At 63.3% G+C, this 16,426-nt stretch carries 17 protein-coding genes; 4 read left to right on the top strand and 13 right to left on the bottom strand.

The window, feature by feature from the left end:
* Positions 1–53: 53 nt before the first annotated feature.
* From ACP15D_RS05700 to ACP15D_RS05730, 7 genes are all read right to left on the bottom strand, one after another.
* Positions 54–809, bottom strand: a complete 756-nt coding sequence (locus ACP15D_RS05700; protein ID WP_424956582.1) for a 4'-phosphopantetheinyl transferase family protein — start codon at positions 807–809, stop codon at positions 54–56.
* Entirely contained in the window at positions 806–1,300 is a 495-nt protein-coding gene (locus ACP15D_RS05705; protein WP_424956583.1) for a MerR family transcriptional regulator, read from the bottom strand. The genes ACP15D_RS05700 and ACP15D_RS05705 overlap by 4 nt, the downstream gene beginning before the upstream one ends.
* Positions 1,301–1,340: 40 nt before the next feature.
* The gene (locus ACP15D_RS05710; RefSeq protein WP_072374733.1) at positions 1,341–1,658 is read right to left on the bottom strand and encodes an integration host factor subunit alpha; all 318 of its coding nucleotides are present in this window, start codon (positions 1,656–1,658) and stop codon (positions 1,341–1,343) included.
* 137 nt (positions 1,659–1,795) lie between these two features.
* On the bottom strand, positions 1,796–2,773 hold the full coding sequence (locus ACP15D_RS05715) for a beta-ketoacyl-ACP synthase III (RefSeq protein WP_424956584.1): 978 nt from the start codon (positions 2,771–2,773) through the stop codon (positions 1,796–1,798).
* 51 nt (positions 2,774–2,824) lie between these two features.
* Positions 2,825–3,865 carry a phosphate acyltransferase PlsX gene (plsX, locus tag ACP15D_RS05720; RefSeq protein WP_424956585.1) on the bottom strand — a complete coding sequence of 347 codons (1,041 nt, stop codon included), beginning with the start codon at positions 3,863–3,865 and terminating at the stop codon, positions 2,825–2,827.
* 156 nt (positions 3,866–4,021) lie between these two features.
* Positions 4,022–4,540, bottom strand: coding sequence for a YceD family protein (locus ACP15D_RS05725; protein WP_424956586.1), 519 nt, complete (start codon positions 4,538–4,540; stop codon positions 4,022–4,024).
* Entirely contained in the window at positions 4,537–5,016 is a 480-nt protein-coding gene (locus ACP15D_RS05730) for a ubiquinol-cytochrome C chaperone family protein (protein WP_424956587.1), read from the bottom strand. The genes ACP15D_RS05725 and ACP15D_RS05730 overlap by 4 nt, the downstream gene beginning before the upstream one ends.
* 229 nt (positions 5,017–5,245) lie before the next feature.
* On the opposite strand from ACP15D_RS05730, the gene ACP15D_RS05735 reads away from it, so the two are divergent.
* Positions 5,246–5,749, top strand: coding sequence for an outer membrane protein assembly factor BamE (locus ACP15D_RS05735; protein ID WP_424956588.1), 504 nt, complete (start codon positions 5,246–5,248; stop codon positions 5,747–5,749).
* Between the two features lie 42 nt (positions 5,750–5,791).
* Here ACP15D_RS05735 and ACP15D_RS05740 read toward each other — a convergent pair whose 3' ends face one another.
* Positions 5,792–6,466 carry a DJ-1/PfpI family protein gene (locus ACP15D_RS05740; RefSeq protein ID WP_424956589.1) on the bottom strand — a complete coding sequence of 225 codons (675 nt, stop codon included), beginning with the start codon at positions 6,464–6,466 and terminating at the stop codon, positions 5,792–5,794.
* 95 nt (positions 6,467–6,561) lie between these two features.
* On the opposite strand from ACP15D_RS05740, the gene ACP15D_RS05745 reads away from it, so the two are divergent.
* Positions 6,562–7,134 carry a TetR/AcrR family transcriptional regulator gene (locus ACP15D_RS05745; protein WP_424956590.1) on the top strand — a complete coding sequence of 191 codons (573 nt, stop codon included), beginning with the start codon at positions 6,562–6,564 and terminating at the stop codon, positions 7,132–7,134.
* 75 nt (positions 7,135–7,209) lie between these two features.
* Here the strand turns inward: ACP15D_RS05745 and ACP15D_RS05750 are convergent, their stop codons facing one another.
* The gene (locus tag ACP15D_RS05750; protein ID WP_424956591.1) at positions 7,210–9,384 is read right to left on the bottom strand and encodes a sodium-translocating pyrophosphatase; all 2,175 of its coding nucleotides are present in this window, start codon (positions 9,382–9,384) and stop codon (positions 7,210–7,212) included.
* Between the two features lie 488 nt (positions 9,385–9,872).
* Between ACP15D_RS05750 and ACP15D_RS05755 the strand changes: the two genes are divergently transcribed.
* Positions 9,873–10,670: a hypothetical protein gene (locus ACP15D_RS05755; protein ID WP_424956592.1), complete on the top strand. Its 798-nt coding sequence runs from the start codon at positions 9,873–9,875 to the stop codon at positions 10,668–10,670.
* Positions 10,671–10,694: 24 nt separating this feature from the next.
* On the opposite strand, the gene ACP15D_RS05760 is transcribed toward ACP15D_RS05755, so the two are convergent.
* The 3 genes from ACP15D_RS05760 to ACP15D_RS05770 form a co-directional block, all read right to left on the bottom strand.
* Positions 10,695–11,042 (bottom strand): hypothetical protein, encoded by a 348-nt coding sequence (locus ACP15D_RS05760; RefSeq protein WP_424956593.1) that lies wholly within the window; start codon positions 11,040–11,042, stop codon positions 10,695–10,697.
* A 155-nt stretch (positions 11,043–11,197) separates the two neighbouring features.
* The gene (locus ACP15D_RS05765; RefSeq protein ID WP_424956594.1) at positions 11,198–11,779 is read right to left on the bottom strand and encodes a GDYXXLXY domain-containing protein; all 582 of its coding nucleotides are present in this window, start codon (positions 11,777–11,779) and stop codon (positions 11,198–11,200) included.
* Entirely contained in the window at positions 11,776–12,873 is a 1,098-nt protein-coding gene (locus tag ACP15D_RS05770; RefSeq protein WP_424956595.1) for a DUF2157 domain-containing protein, read from the bottom strand. The genes ACP15D_RS05765 and ACP15D_RS05770 overlap by 4 nt, the downstream gene beginning before the upstream one ends.
* Before the next feature lie 155 nt (positions 12,874–13,028).
* Between ACP15D_RS05770 and trmFO the strand changes: the two genes are divergently transcribed.
* Positions 13,029–14,438 (top strand): methylenetetrahydrofolate--tRNA-(uracil(54)-C(5))-methyltransferase (FADH(2)-oxidizing) TrmFO, encoded by a 1,410-nt coding sequence (gene trmFO / locus ACP15D_RS05775; RefSeq protein ID WP_424956596.1) that lies wholly within the window; start codon positions 13,029–13,031, stop codon positions 14,436–14,438.
* 25 nt (positions 14,439–14,463) lie between these two features.
* Here the strand turns inward: trmFO and ACP15D_RS05780 are convergent, their stop codons facing one another.
* Entirely contained in the window at positions 14,464–16,416 is a 1,953-nt protein-coding gene (locus ACP15D_RS05780; RefSeq protein WP_424956597.1) for a hypothetical protein, read from the bottom strand.
* Positions 16,417–16,426 lie beyond the last annotated feature (10 nt).

Below are 16,426 nucleotides of genomic sequence, written 5' to 3' on the forward strand. Positions count from 1 at the left end.
CGCTCCTTTTGCCAAGCCAGGCCATGCCGGTCAACGGCAAAGCCGCACAACCCTCAAAACATCGCCTGCTCAAGCTGCTTAACATCGCTCGGAAGCCAGCGCACAGGCGCCGCGCGAGCCGCCTCACAGGCTGGCCCGCGGCACGCCACGGCAGCAAAACGGCCAGTTCCGAGTTGCAGATCGCGCACGTCAGCCCTTGGAGCCTCTGCGACAATAGACGCAGCTCGCGCCTGCATAACCTCCGCCTCCACGGGTTCGCGCCCCCCGGCGCCGACAATGCCAAGCCGCGAAAGGACCCGTCCTATTCCGCAGCCGTCGGCCTTGGCGAACGCCTCGAGCCGCACCCATGCCTGCAGGAAGCCGTCTCCGCCATCGCGCGCAAGCGATGCTGTCGTCAGACCGGCGCCCGCCGCACAGATGCGCGCACGACGCTCCGCTCCGATGCGCACCACTCGCTCGCACTCGACATCGACGCCGATGGCACCGTCGGGTGAAATACCGATCAGCGCCAAACCCGGCGCATGCGAAAGACTGAAAGAGATTGGCGCGCCTTCTATGAACGGCTTGCCGCGGTCCTCGCGCGCCAACGTGACGCCACGAAATGCCTCACCGCATGCGTGCTCAATGATGATGCGCAGCGCCACATGCGCGGCCTGCCACTCATTGCGAACATCGCCATCTGTGATGGACGCTGCCCGTTCCCGGTCCGCCACGCTGAGGCGGGGCACGCGTCGCTCCACATCGAGCAACGCATCGCGGCAGGCAGCTAGGTCGACAGCCCAAAGCTCGACCTCGGAAAGCACCTTCAAACGCGCGCTGAGCGCCGCGCCTTCTGCACAGGCCGCCGTGCCGCCGTCTCGATCGGCTTGCCCAGCAACACGCCGCGGCACGACTCAAGCTCGGCAATTGCCGCAAGCAGTCGTTCACGCACTTCGGCTTTGGTGAGCGGAGAACGCGCGGCAGCCGCGGCTTTGCGGCCAGCACGCTTACCTGGTGCGGCAGCCGGCACCTCGTCCACCACGGCTTCCGGCTCGACGCCGAACTGCTTGACGGTGTCGACGCCCTGCTCGCGCAGAATCTTCTGAACGCCCTTGATCGTGTAGCCTTCGGCATGCAGCAGATGGCAAATGCCGCGCAGCAGCGTCATGTCCTCGGGGCGGTAGTAGCGACGACCGCCACCGCGCTTCATCGGCTTGATCTGCGGGAAGCGGCCCTCCCAGAAGCGCAGGACGTGCTTGGGAACCTTGAGCTCGTCGGCAACCTCGCTGATCGTGCGAAAGGCCTCTGCCGTCTTAGTCAATTACGCCTCCACCGGCTGGTCTAACCGCCGGCGAGGAGCGCTATTCGGCTGCCTTGCGACGGCTCAGACCTTGGTTGATGCGCTCCTTCATAATGTTGCTCGGCCGGAACACCAAGACCCTGCGGGGCGTGATCGGCACTTCGTCCCCGGTTTTAGGATTGCGCCCCATGCGCTCACCCTTTTGCCGGATACCGAACGAACCGAACGAAGAGAGCTTCACGGCCTCTCCACGAGCAAGGCTGGCCGAGATCTCTCCCAGCACCAACTCGACCAGTTCCTGGCTCTCGTTACGCGGCAAACCAACCTTGCGCACGACGGCCTCGGCAAGGTCCGCACGCGTTAACGTCTTGCCTCCCATGGCATTTCGCCTCCCGCTCTTCTCACCTTTTTTTGGATCGTATCGGCGGATAGGCCGATCGTCAATCGAGAGCGTGCATCAACTAGCTGAAATAAAAGAAGGAAACATCCTGCAGTGCAGAAAACGATAGGTTTCGCTCACCATCTGGCGAGCACGGCGCCCCAGGTGAAACCACCCCCCATGGCCTCCATCAGCACCAGCGAACCTTCCTTAACACGGTGGTCCTCGAACGCCTGATTGAGCGCCAGCGGAATGGAGGCCGCCGACGTATTGCCGTGCTTGTCGAGTGTCACCACGATTTTTTCGGCAGGTACACCGAGCCGCTTTACGATCCCATCGAGAATGCGCTTGTTCGCCTGATGCGGCACAAAGAGATCTATCTCGTCTGGCGCGTAGCCTGTCTGCACCAGGGTCTCTTCGATGACGCCGGAGATCTTCTGAACCGCGTGCCGGAACACCTCGCGCCCATTCATGCGCAAATGGCCGACGGTCTTCGTCGAGCCGGGGCCGCCATCAACGTACAGCAGGTCCTCGAAGCGACCGTCCGAGCGAATGATTGTCGAGAGGATGCCACGGTCTTCGCGCGTGCCGTGCTGGGGCTGTGCCTCCAGCACCACTGCACCAGCGCCGTCGCCAAACAGCACGCATGTCGCCCGGTCTTCCCAATCGAGGATGCGCGAGAATGTTTCCGCGCCGACGACGACCGCGCGCTTGAACTGTCCGCTCTTGATGAAGTTGTCCGCGATCGTCAATGCGTAGACGAAACCCGAGCATACCGCCTGCACGTCAAATGCCGCGCCCTTCGTGACGCCCAGACCGTGCTGGATTCGCACCGCCGTCGCGGGGAATGTGCGATCCGGCGTCGCCGTGGCGCAGATGACGAGGTCCACGTCGACCGGATCCACGCCCGCGCGCACCAGCGCTTGGCGTGCCGCAGCGATGCCCAGATCCGATGTCAGCTCGCCGTCGCTGGCGATGTGCCGCTGGCGTATACCCGTTCGCTCGACGATCCAGTCGTCGCTGGTATCGACGATTTTCTCCATGTCGGCATTGGTCATCACACGCTTTGGGAGATGCGCGCCGACGCCACGAATGACTGAACGGATGACTGCCACTGAGCTGCCTTGCTTCTTATCGTTGACCCAGCTTCGATGCCTTAGACCGCATCAACCCGTGGCGGGCGCCTCGAGCTTGTGATGGAACGCAGCCAGATCGGCGGCAAGCCGAGGCACAAGCCGGCTCTGAGCCATCTCGTACGCGAGATCGACGGCGCTGGCAAAGCCCAGGGCATCGGTGCCCCCGTGACTCTTGACCGCGATACCGTTGAGCCCGAGGAAAGTGCCGCCGTTGGCGCGGCGCGGGTCCATCTTCCGCTTAAGGATGCGAAACGCCCCGGCGGCGAGCAAGGCGCCAGCCTGCGATATCCACGAGCGCTTCATCGCCGCGCGCAGATATTCACCAATCTGCTTTGCCGTCCCCTCCGCGGTCTTAAGGGCAATGTTCCCGGCAAAGCCTTCGACAACCACAACGTCGACGACCCCCTGGCCAATCTGATCGCCCTCGATGAATCCGCGATAGTCGAGCGGCAATTCGGTGCCCTTCAACCAAGCGTGCGCCTGCCGAACTTCTTCGACGCCTTTGACCTCCTCGACGCCGACGTTCAGCAGCCCGACCGTCGGTCGCTCGATGTGGAACAACGCCCGTGCCATGGCCGCGCCCATCAGTGCAAAATCGCACAGTTCCTTCGCCGAAGCGCCGATGTTGGCGCCGACATCGAGCACGATGCACTCCGCCCTCACCGTCGGCCAAAGCGCCGCAATAGCCGGACGCTCAATCCCCTTCATTGGCCTCAGGATCAACTTCGACATCGCCATGAAAGCGCCGGTGTTGCCGCCCGAGACGGCCACATCCGCCTCGCCGTTCTTCACCGCTTCGATCGCCAGCCACAGACTGGTGCCCTTGCCGCGGCGCAAGGCCTGGCTCGGCTTCTCGCTCATAGAGACGACGAGGTCGGTGTGCACGACGCGCGTCTTCCCGGCCAGCCGCGGCAGCTTTTCGAGCTCAGCCCGGATCAGCGCCTCGTTGCCGTACATGATAAAATTGAGCTCTGGATACCGCTCCAGAGAGAGCGCCGCGCCGGGAACCACCACGGAAGGTCCGTGATCGCCGCCCATGGCGTCGAGCGCTATGGTCCGCGGCTGAGACATGTCGCGGTTTGCCTCGTAATTTTCCCCAGAATGCAGGCAGGACGCGGACGCGCCCACCCACCCCTAATCGAGCGGACCATACTCTTTTGCATGTGCGAAACAACCGGATTCTGGCCGCTGTCCGCCGCGGCTAACTGCGCCGGACGGGCATTGCCCCTACCGATTTTCCCTTAATTTCCGTAGCGCCGCAAACGGACCGCCCGCCAGACCGTCGTCCTCAGCCGGGGGTGGGTCGAATTCCACTCCGTCTTTGCGCGGGTAAGGATCGATCGACGCCGACAGAGTCTCGAACACGATGCGGCCGACATCGATCCGCCCATGCTCGATAGGCTCCACTTCCGCCGCGCTCAGGGCCTCGATCTCGTCCTCGCTCGCCTTTGGAAGTGCATCGGCAGGCCAGAACTCCACGTCGAAGTCACCCGTTGCGCGCTGGTCGATCGGCTCCAGCGTCACCACGCACGCCTGCGTTACGTCGGTGCTGACCTTCCCGGCCAGGCGGTAATGGCCCTTGCCGATCGCCCGAATGGTAAACTCGGCCACCAGACGCCGACAGGAGATAACCTCCAGCGCCGTGGCCAATCGCACGCGTTCGCTCTCAGTCGCCTCCCGCGTCTCCTTCAGGCCCCCTTCGGGGATCTCCGTAACGCGGTACGACCAATCGAGATCTTCACTCATGCGCCCTCTCCCTCCGCGCCGTTGACCGCCTCAAACCCCTGCCCCGCAGCGAGTGCGTCCACCGCATCTGACCGCGCCAGCGCTGCAGCGGCATTACGCACATATCGAGCGAGCTCGCCCGCCTCCGCTACGGCCACGCCGGCGTAGGCGTATTCTGTCAGGGCCCCCGCCAGCAGGTCCTTGTCGGCTGCCTCGAGAGCCGCCCGATAAGCCATATTGCGCTCATAGAAAGCAGCAGCCGCGCGCTTCACCTTTTTGGGAACCGAGAGGTCGCCCGTCCCTAGCTCGCGCAGGCTGTCGTCCATGTCGATCACAAACGCTTCCACCAGCATCCGCGACAGCGCCTCTGGAATGGCTGCCCCACGCAGCCCCTCGAGGGCGAGGAACAGGTGCAGGGCCACCATCTCGAACCGCCCCACCGGTGTGTCAGGAACGCCCAGGTCGGCGTAAAAGCCCTCCTTGCGGGCTTGCGTCACGACCGCGCCATAAATCTCCCTTGCTTTACGGCGTGTCTCGGCTCGGGTTCTGAGGGAATCTAGCATCTGCGCCGGGGCCTTACGTTCGTACGATGCGAAAACCGGGGAGATGCCACTCAAGTTGCATCAGCGCCCGTTGCAATAGGAAGTGGCACGGGGTAAGCGCGCTCCATGTGCTTCCCATGGCCGAAGCCGCGGGAGAGATAGCATCTCGAGAAGACATAGCAAAATGCGCCGAGACTCGAAAAACACCTTGCCCCAGATGAGCATCTTCAAGCTGGTAAACGCCCGTCGATCCTTCAGGCTTCCAGCCGCGATGATCGCAGCCGCGCTCGCGCTTGCTGGATGTGACTCCAGCGTTATCAAGCACGGCGTGCAGTTCCATGAAGGCGACCTGCAGCAGATCCAGCCTGGCATGACGCAGGAGCAGGTGCGCATGAACCTCGGCACCCCATCGACCACTGCCGTGGTAGGCACCAGTCAGGCCTACTACTACATCTCCAGCACCGCGACGCAGACCGCCTTCATGCTGCCGACAGAGCAGGACCGCCAAGTCGTCGCCGTCTACTTCTCGCAGGCCGGCACCGTCGAGCGCATCGCCAACTACGGCATGAAAGACGGCCGCGTCTTCGACTATGTCTCGCGCACGACCCCAGCGCCCGGTGGCAAGGACGTCGGCATCGTGCAGCAGCTCTTCCGCAACCTCGGCACCAAGCAGATCTTCGGCGACTAGAGTGCTCCCGGAAATGTCTGAACCTGCGTTCTTACAGGGACGCTAGGCAGCATTCCCTGGTGCGCGATCGTATTCGATGTCGCCGCGATAACCTTCATACGCCTTTGCGTACTCCATCACGCGTGCCACCTCGCTGATGAACGCCTCGTCATATCCAGCGCGGCGCAGCAGATGGAATCCGACTTCCATTCCTGAAGCGATGCCACCGCCCGTGATGATGCGTCCGCTGTCGACCACACGAGCCCGCGAGATGCGGCACGCCGGAGCAATCTCCGCCAGCCTGTCGATCGGCACCTTGCCCATGTTCGACGCTTCGAGACGATCCGGCTCCTTGCGGTTGGTCGCCGCCCGTCCGTCCAGCAACCCCATCCGCCCATAGATCCACGAGCCGGTGCACACCGAAACGAGGAGCGTCTTCTGCGGCAGCCCGCGAATGAAATCGTGCAGGCGCCCGTTGTTCAGCTCCTGCCGCGTGCCGAATCCACCCGGGATCAGGAACGCGTCCATGTCGGGCTGATCCGCGAAGGCATAGTTCGGCAGCACGGTGAAACCCGCCTGCGTCTGGGTCGGCCGCAAGCTCTCGGCAACGAAGAACGCATCAAGCTCGGGATCGAAGCGCCGCGCCACCGAAAACACTCCGTACGGCGCGGCAAAGTCGATGATCTCCAGATCTTTGCAGACGTAGACCCCGAGACGAAATCCAGCCTTCACAGCCATGGCACAACTCCCTTTAATAGACAGATCTGTCTATATTGGTAGACAGACTTGTCTACTCATGGCAAGAGAGAAATCCGTCAACCCGGATGATTGCCATGTTCAAAGCGACTGAAAAGCCGACATCGGCACGCGCCAAAATACTGGAGACGGCGCTGAGGCTTTTTTATGCGCATGGGACACGCGCTGTCGGCATCGACCGCATCATCGCCGAGTCCGGCGTCGCCAAGATGAGCTTCTATAACAACTTCCCATCCAAGGCCGATCTCATCGCCGCATTCCTCGAGGAGCGGCACGTGCGCTGGATGGCTTGGTTCCGCTCAGCCCTCGACGCACGCGATGCCAAGTCCGGCGCCAGGCTGGCATCCGTCGCCGACGTGCTGCGCGAATGGTTTACCGCCCCGGATTTTCACGGCTGCGCCTTCATCAACATACTGGCCGAAACCGACCGCACCAGTGAGCGCGAACGCACCATCGCGCGCAATCACAAGTCCGATCTGCTCGCCGTGCTGACCGAGTTGGCACGTGCGGATGGCGCCGCGCGGCCAACAGAAGTCGGGCGGCTCGCGCTCATCATTGTCGAAGGCGCCATCGTGCGCGCCGAGATGACGGGCGAAGGCGCCAAAGTCGCTGCCGACACCAAGCGGCTTCTCGGCGGCCTCGCGGCTTGACCCCACCATCAACCGCACAAACAAAAAGGCCCGGCGCAATGGCCGGGCCTTCTCGTCAGCACTTGTGATCGTGCATCAGCCCATCTGCGCCAGCACCGCCAGCAGCAGCAGCGCGACGATGTTGGTGATCTTGATGGCCGGGTTCACGGCAGGCCCCGCGGTGTCCTTGTAAGGATCGCCGACGGTGTCGCCGGTGACCGCAGCCTTGTGCGCGTCGCCACCCTTGACGTGCTTCACGCCGTTGGCGTCGATGAAGCCATCCTCGATCGCCTTCTTGGCGTTGTCCCACGCGCCGCCACCCGACGTCATCGAGATGGCAACGAAGAGACCGTTGACGATCACGCCCAGCAGCATTGCGCCAACGGCCGAGAAGGCCGCGCTCTTGCCGGCCACGCCACCTCCCGCGATGAAATAGATCGCGAAGTAGAGAGCGATCGGCGACAGCACCGGCAGCAGCGACGGAATGATCATTTCCTTGATCGCCGCCTTGGTCAGCAGATCGACGGCGCGCGCGTAGTCAGGCTTGGAGGTCCCCTTCATGATGCCGGGGTTGGACTTGAACTGACGCCGCACCTCTTCGACGATGGAGCCCGCCGCGCGGCCAACGGCCGTCATGGCGATGCCGCCGAACAGGTAGGGGATCAAACCGCCGAGCAACAGGCCGACCACCACATACGGGTTAGCCAGCGAAAAGTCCGGGCTGACGCCTTTGAAGTAGGAGAAGTTCGTCGCCCCCGCCTGGTTGGCCTCGGTGATGAAGTGCTGCAGGTCGTAGCTGTAGGCCGCGAACAGCACCAGCGCGCCAAGACCGGCCGAGCCGATGGCATAGCCCTTCGTCACGGCCTTCGTGGTGTTGCCGACCGCGTCGAGCGCGTCGGTCGAACGGCGCACCTCTTTCGGCAGCCCCGCCATTTCGGCGATGCCGCCGGCGTTGTCCGTCACCGGGCCGAAGGCGTCGAGAGCGACGACCATGCCGGCAAGGCCGAGCATCGTCGTGGTGGCGATTGCCGTGCCGAAGAGACCGGCGATCGAGTAGGTCGACAGAATGCCGCCGACGATGACGATCGCCGGAAGCGCGGTCGACTCGAGCGAGACCGCAAGGCCCTGGATCACGTTGGTGCCGTGGCCGGTGACAGAAGCCTGCGCAATCGAGCGCACGGGCTTATAGCCGATGCCGGTGTAGTACTCTGTGATCCAGATGATGAGCCCCGTCACAGCAAGACCGATCAGGCCGCAGATGAACAGGTTGTAGCCGGTGATCGTCATGCCGACCGCCGTGCCCACCTCGCCGAAGCCGCCGAGCACGTAGTGCGTCGCCGCCCACAGACCCGCGACCGAGAGCACCGCGCTGGCAAGGAAGCCGCGATAGAGCGCACCCATGATCGAGTTGTTGGAGCCGAGCTTCACGAAGAACGTGCCGATGATCGAGGTGACGATGCACGCGGCGCAGATTGCCAGCGGATAGATCATCAGGATGCCGAGGTTCGGCTGGCCCGCGAAGAAGATCGAGCCCAGCACCATCGTCGCGACGACGGTCACGGCATAGGTCTCGAAAAGGTCGGCAGCCATGCCGGCGCAGTCACCGACGTTGTCACCGACGTTGTCGGCGATCGTCGCTGGGTTGCGCGGATCATCCTCAGGAATGCCGGCTTCGACCTTGCCGACGAGATCTCCACCGACGTCCGCACCCTTCGTGAAGATGCCGCCGCCGAGACGGGCGAAGATCGAAATGAGCGAGGCACCGAAGCCCAGCGCCACCAGCGCGTCCGTGACCGTGCGGTCATTGGGAGCAAGCTCGAGCCCGCCGATGAGGAACAGGTAGTAGCCGGCGACGCCGAGCAGCGCCATGCCCGCAACCAGCATGCCCGTCACCGCACCCGACTTGAAGGCGATGTCGAGACCGCGCGCCAGCGAATGCGTCGCTGCCTGCGCCGTGCGCACGTTGGCGCGCACCGAGACGTTCATGCCCACGTAACCCGCAGCACCCGAGAGAACGGCGCCGATCAGGAAGCCGAAGGCAACGAGCGGTCCGAGCAGGAACCACGCGATGACGAAGATAACCGCACCGACGATGCCGATCGTCGTGTACTGGCGATTGAGATAAGCCTGCGCGCCTTCGCGGATCGCGGCGGCGATCTCCTGCATGCGTGCGTTGCCAGCGTCGGCACTCATCACCGATCGGATCGTGTACGCTGCGTAGGCGAGCGCAAGCACGCCGCAGGCGACGATCCCCCACAGAAACTCCGTCATTATGTGAACCCCTTTGGCGCCCTAGAAAATCCGAACCTCTCCGACACTGCGCACGCAGCATCGGCGGCTCGCTTTGGTTGGCGATTTGCGCGCGGAACATGCCAAAACTGTGGGTCGGATGCAACACACTGCCGCAGTCATTGCCAGCGGACTCAAGTGTTTCTGCAGATTATCGAAAGCGCCTGTCCGCGTAGTCTCACGTGCGGCCCCTTAAGACTAAAAGCCTAACCACTGACCGCTGCGCTCGATCAGGGTATTTTCCTCCCAAGCTTATTGGAGTGCGAGCATCGGTTCACTGCGCGAATGCCGAGCTTTACGACGTCGGAAGAGATATCACCGCAGCGCAACATATTACGACCAAAGGGGTGATTATTTCTGCGGATCAGTGTATTAGGTTCAGGGGACGTTGCTAATCGGTTCGCGATCGCAACACGAAACACGGGGGGTGATACCGTGCGCTTTCAGCTGACCACATGTGAAGTGCGCCTATGATGCGGATCACAGATCGAGGCAACCGAGGGGCGATCTGGGAAGAGTTCATACGCGTCCAGAATGGGCAGGTGGTCGATAACCTCGCTCGCGCTTTCCACTTGCCGCGCCCGAAGGCGAAGGCAGCCATCCTGGAGATGCTCGACGATCTCCATGGTCTCCTGGGCGACCAGGCGCTTGGCCGATCCACTCTCTCCCGCCTGATCGAACTCATTGGCAAGAACAACTACGAGCAGGTCCTCAACGACGCGACTTTAATGGGCGCCACCTCCACGCAGGTGATCGGCACGGAAGCCCTGACCGCGCTCACAGGGCACAGCCAGAGCTCACGCATGGCCGGCCGCGCGGCGGAAGCCGCCGAGATCAGTCCGATGATTGCCGAATATTTGCTTCCCGTCGTGACCGCGATCTTTCTCGGGGCCATAATGATCAGGACCCGCGCAGCTCTTTTGGCTCTCGCACGCAACGAGGACGAGCCCACCTACGTGGCCGACGTGCCAGCAGGCCAACTCCCGGTCGGCCGTGGAAGCAGCGGACTGTTCAGCGGAACCACCGTCTTGACGCCCAACGCGGGGGCCGACCGCGAAGTGCTCTTCCGCGACCTTGCCGAACGCCTGCGCACGTCCGAGGAGGACGCCACGCTGGCCCGCGCCCGCGCTATCATCAATGCTGGCCTCGGCAATCAGCCCACGCACCATGCCCCATGGTTGGCACAGGTGCAGCAGTGGACCTGCACGTCGCTGCAGAACGCGGGTAACCACATACAATCACGGCTGCGCAACCTGCGCAGCCGTTGATCTCGATGCAGCGATGTCCTGCCTTTACTTGCAGGGGCGAGCTTCGACGTCGCATGTCCAGCCGCCGCCGGTAGGTGAGCAACCAACCTTGCGGCTCGCGGCGCGGCTGAAGCGAGCCCAGGCACTGCCGTATTCCAGGTCGGTGAAATCCTGCCACGAAGCGATCGCGGCTCTTTGCGCAGCAGCCTTCGAGCTCTTCGTTCCACTACTTCCGTAGTGCCAGTGATCCGTCATGCACAGACGGCCACGTTCGCGCCTTACCGAATGGATCGCCGTGGCAAGACCCGTATCCGAAGCAGCAAACGCTGGCACAGAAGGTGCCGCGGCAACGAGCGCACCGAACACCAGCACATACATTGACTTAGGCAACATCCCCCACCCCCGTGGCTTTTGACAATGATTTGTGTGGACACTGCCAGATTCCGCTTGGCACCTCGATAGGGCCGTGGACCGGAAAGGAAATAATCGGCGCATTCAGCGGCAAACCGGCCACAGGCGCGGCCTTATTCCGAACCGCTATGAAGGCTCTAGAGCAACGGTTCGTCGTACACTCGCTTACCGTCCGACATGAGCCCCTTGATGGCAGCCTGCCCATCGGCATCGATCGCAATCAGCGCAGAAATTTTCTTCTCGCCGACCATCTTCTCAAGCTCACGTCCTGCGCCTTCCGGCACAAAAAAACTCTCGATCCCGTATTGCAGCGCCACCACCACCGGCTCTTGCTTCTTATCGGAAGTGGCTTGCATGGTGTAATCGACCCGGCCCTGGATGACGACCTCGTCCGGCTGAACCGTCTGCGGCGGCTCCGTTCCACCGGCAACCGCCTGCCACGTCTCGCCGGCACCCTTCTTCAGCGTGACGTAGAAGGGCGCGTTGCGCTTCGGCGGCTTCGTCCCAGGCGGCAGCGTGTAACGCGAAATATCGTAGCCAAGGATGACATAGTCGCCACGAAACAGACTGCGCGGATCGACCGGGATCACTTCGAGCACCACTTCGCGCCCGTTTGCGAGCAGCGAAACGCGGTCCCAGATCATCCAGCCCAGAACGGCTGCCTGCCCCAGTGCCACCGCGGCAATTGCCGCCCATAGATTGCGACGCTCGGTGGTCATGACGAGGCCTCCAATCCAGGCTGAACGCGCGCATGCAGGCGATAGGCGACCACCGCCAGGAAGATGACGAGAATGCCCGCTGACAGGAAGAAGAACGACGACCCGAGCAACGAGCCGACCGTCTTGAAATAGATCCCAAGCACCTCGAGAGAGAAACCCGCATAGCCGAGCCACAACAGTGCCGGACTGCCGAGCCTCAAGCCCAGCGCGATGCCGCCCAGGACCAGTGCAAGACTGAGGATCGCCAGCAGGATGAAGTAGTCGAGCGGCAGCTCCTTCACGAACTGCAGCGCGAATAGCCCCGCGTAGGCGATGCACAGGCCGTACGCGGCGCCAGACGTCGACCAAGGCGACAGCCGCTCATCGACCAGCGGCGCGGCGATGCCCGCCGCGGCGATGAGCAGGCCAAGCCCGACGACGACGCCCTGCCCGTTTCCATCAAACAGCCAATAGCCGAGGCTGACGATCCAGATCGCCATGGCCACAGCTGCCAAGTGAAGGCCGCCGCTCCAGCCGCGCCACGCGATCGCTGCCGTCACCGCGCCCCACCCGATGAGAAATGGCCAGAACACTTCTCCCGTGTCGCCCGTCTCCCAGCCAGCCCACAAGCACACCAGCAGCATCGCCACGGCCAGAGCCGGATTGGACTTCAAGATCACGCCGGCGGCGAGCGCGCCCAGAGCCCATGTCAGCACGGCATCGGGCGGATGCCCCTCGATGTGGAACATCTGCGCGATCAGCATGATGCCGGCGCCGAAAATCGAAACACCGACTAGCACCGCCGCATGCGCGAACGTCGGGTGGCGGCGCTCGAACAGCATCCCCGCGACGCCGTAGGAAGCGAACAGCCCGCCAAAGATCAGCGCCAGCCGGAACAGCCTCGGCATCTCGTTCCAGTGGGCTGCGATAAAGCTCATCGCTCCGAAGCCGATCAGCACTGCGCCCAAGATGCCCAGCGCCGAAGCCAGATCGAGCTTGCTCGAGTCGGTGCTCGCCAAATCACGGCGGATATTGGATTCCCCGTCCTCGCTTATCCAGCCGGCCTCACGCCAGCGCGCGAGGTCTCGGTCAAGGCGCTTTGCATAGCGTGACATGAAGGTTCCTGGGCTGATCCCGGGGCTTATTCTCTTACCTGACGATATCGGGCCGCCCGGCGCAAAACAATGTCGCGATTGCGGCCTCGATTTGCCCGGGCCGTTAACATTGCCCGCATTGAGACAGAGCCGCCTTTCCATTAGGTTGCGCCGTCATGCAACAGATGAAGCCCATACACGTCGTCGGCGGCGGCCTCGCCGGCTCGGAAGCCGCCTGGCAGATAGTCTCGACCGGTGTTCCGGTCGTGCTCCACGAGATGCGCCCTCACCGCATGACGGACGCCCACAAGAGCGAGGGCCTCGCCGAGCTGGTCTGCTCGAACTCGTTCCGCGCGGACGACTGGGAGGCGAACGCGGTTGGCCTGCTGCACGAGGAGATGCGCCGAGCCGGCTCGCTCATCCTTTCCGCGGGCGATGCAACCAAGTTGCCGGCCGGCGGTGCGCTCGCCGTCGATCGCGATGCCTTCTCCGCCGAGGTGACGCGCCGCCTCACCGATCACCCGCTGGTGACGATAGAGCGGGAGGAAATTTCCGGACTGCCACCCGCGGAGTGGGACAGCGTTGTGATCGCCACGGGGCCCCTCACCTCGCCAGAGCTGAGCGCGGCCGTCCGCGAGATCACGGGCGAAAAAGACCTCGCCTTCTTCGACGCCATCGCCCCCGTCATTCATCGCGATTCGATCGACACCTCGATCGCCTGGTTCCAGTCGCGTTACGGCAAGACCGGTCCCGCAGGAACCGGTGCCGATTATCTCAACTGCCCGATGAATCGCGACGAGTACGAAGCCTTCATCGATGCGCTACTCGCCGGCGAGAAAACCAGCTTCAAGGAGTGGGAAGCTTCGACGCCCTACTTCGATGGCTGCCTGCCCATCGAAGTGATGGCAGAGCGTGGACGTGACACGCTGCGCTACGGACCGATGAAGCCCGTCGGCCTCGATGATCCGCGCACCGGCCGTTGGCCGCACGCAGTGGTGCAGCTACGCCAGGACAACGCGCTCGGCACGCTCTGGAACATGGTCGGCTTCCAAACCAAGCTGAAGCACGCCGAGCAGGTTCGCATCTTCCGCATGATACCGGGTCTGCAGGAGGCCGAGTTTGCGCGCCTCGGCGGACTGCATCGGAACACCTTCATCAATAGCCCCAGATTGCTCGACGGCGCGCTGCGCCTGAAGGCAATGCCGAGCCTGCGCTTTGCCGGCCAAATCACCGGCGTCGAAGGCTACGTCGAAAGCGCGGCGATAGGCCTGCTCGCCGGTCGCTTCGCTGCTGCCGAACGGCTCGGCCGTCAGATGTCCGCGCCACCGAACACAACGGCTCTCGGCGCGCTGATCGCGCACATCACCGGCGGCCATCTCTCCGATGGCGCCTCGTCGTTCCAGCCGATGAATGTCAATTACGGACTGTTCCCCGAGATCGAAGGTCCGCAAACGGATGCTGACGGCAAACGCCTCAAGGGCAAGGAGCGCGGCCGCGCCAAGAAGCGATCCATGAGCGTCCGTGCGCTGGCCGACATCGACCGCTGGCTCGCCGATACAGCACTCACGATCAAAGCCGCCGAGTAAAGCCGCCGAGTAAAGTCGCTTGCCGTCAGTGAAGTCCGATTGACGCCTCCGGCAAGTCAGGCATAAGCAGCGGCCGCTCGGCCCCCTGCCCGTACTTCGCCAGTACGCCGCGCGCCTTGTGAACGACAGCGTCGGCCATCGAGGCTTGCCCTTCCGCAGTCGGATGGAACGCGCCTGAGTACGTTGATGCCAGCACCAGCTGGAACCACGCCAGCGCGTTGAGCTTCAGCGCCTTCTGCATCAGCGATGCAGCGACGTGGAAGTTGCCCGTCATGAACGCATCGTTCGGCGTGCGGAACCACCGCTGCCGTGGAATGTACGCGCGATAATCTGCCGGGTTGTAGGGCCGCCAGCCATCGGCCGTCTTGCGCGGCAGGCGCAGATCATCGGCGATGTTGGCGCCATCGTACGTCGTACCAGCACACAGGCCGCGACCGACGAACTCCCGTCGATGCGCATCGACGAACGTCCATTCATAATGGTCCGCCGCTTCCTTCATCGCCGTGTTGAGCTTGTCGGCGATCCAGGTGCCGACGCGCATCTTCGTCTCGCTCAACTGGAAGTCGGGCAATACGTCCATGCCCTCGACGCCATCGGGGCACGTGCTGACGCCATCACCCTGCAACGCCATGCCCGGATACGCTGTCAGCAGCACGCGGTCGGACTGCTCCCACGGGATGTGCAGCAGATAGTGGATGGCGCGATTGAGCGATTTGTAGCGCAAAATCAGCGCCTCGAGGCCCAGGCTCGCATCGTCGAGACTGTGCACTTGGCCGAACCAGCCGCCTAGCATTCGCAGCGTCGATTCGTCGGACAGCACTGAGTTGGCAAGCAGACGAGAGAACCCGACGTCGTTGCCGCCAATAGAAACCATCATCAAGTCGATCCGGCGCGCATTCAATGGATCGCACTTGCGCAGCACCAAGCCGCCCTTCAGCTCCGGGATCGTGCCGTCCATGTGATACGCCTCGGGCAGGTCCTGCATCGGCGCGTCGTGCTGATCGCACTGTGCCGACGCCACCGCCGAGATCTGAGACATGTCGGCAGGATGCGGCACCCACTCGTTGCCGGCGTAATTGAGAAACAGCCCGTACGTCACTTCCGACCCCGAGCACGCAACGCCCACATATGTCACCGCGCGATGATCGTCCTCGATCGAAAGCTGCAGCGCCGCGCGCAGCTGGTGCGAATAGAGCGAGCGGTGGCAGCCCTGATCGAGCCAGCGCGCGTTCTCGTCGATAAAGGCCTTGTCGCCGATCTGCTTCCACACGCCCACGCGCGCCGGATAGCCGGTCAGGTCACCGCTGTCCGAGCGCGTCCCGTAATCAGCCGAGCGGTCGCGCGAGAAGCGCACCGGAATGTCGGGATTGCCCTCGCCGGATGCAAAGCTGTCGCCCATGCCGACGATGAGAAGATCATGCACTTTAACGTCGACGCTGGCGACTTCACGCCCGCCGATCTCGACCGATACGGCGGCGCCATCTGGATAGGGGATGTCGAAATGCGCCTGCTCGCTGCATGCCTGCACCACGGCATCGCCGCGCACCGGCCCCCCGCGCGGCGCCGTCAGCCACGTGCACGTGAGCCCCGCCGCTTCGTCGATGTTATCGATCTGCAGCGTGACGCGATGCGACTGCGGGTTGATGTAGTCGCGCACCTCTTTGCACTCGAACCGGTTGGTGCGCGTGTTCCAGCACGTATCGCGGAACATCGTCTCCGCCCACCCATTCTCGTGCCGGGTGCTGAGCGCTTGCTCTGCGGCCAGGATCGGGCGTTGCAGCTGATCGGCCGGCGGCAACGCCAGGAACGTAGCGCGATGCACTTCCGTATCGGCTGCATCGGTGAAGAAGCGGAATTGGTTCTCGACCCGCCAGGTGATCTTGGGCACCGGCAGTTGCGTCACCTGCGCGGCCACAGGCGCCACCGCCGCCTCAACCAGAATCAGCAGCAGTGCGATTATTGCTGCTCTCAGCGACATGTGCTGCCCT

The organism is Hyphomicrobium sp. 1Nfss2.1 (assembly GCF_965243865.1).
Lineage (GTDB): Bacteria > Pseudomonadota > Alphaproteobacteria > Rhizobiales > Hyphomicrobiaceae > Hyphomicrobium_A.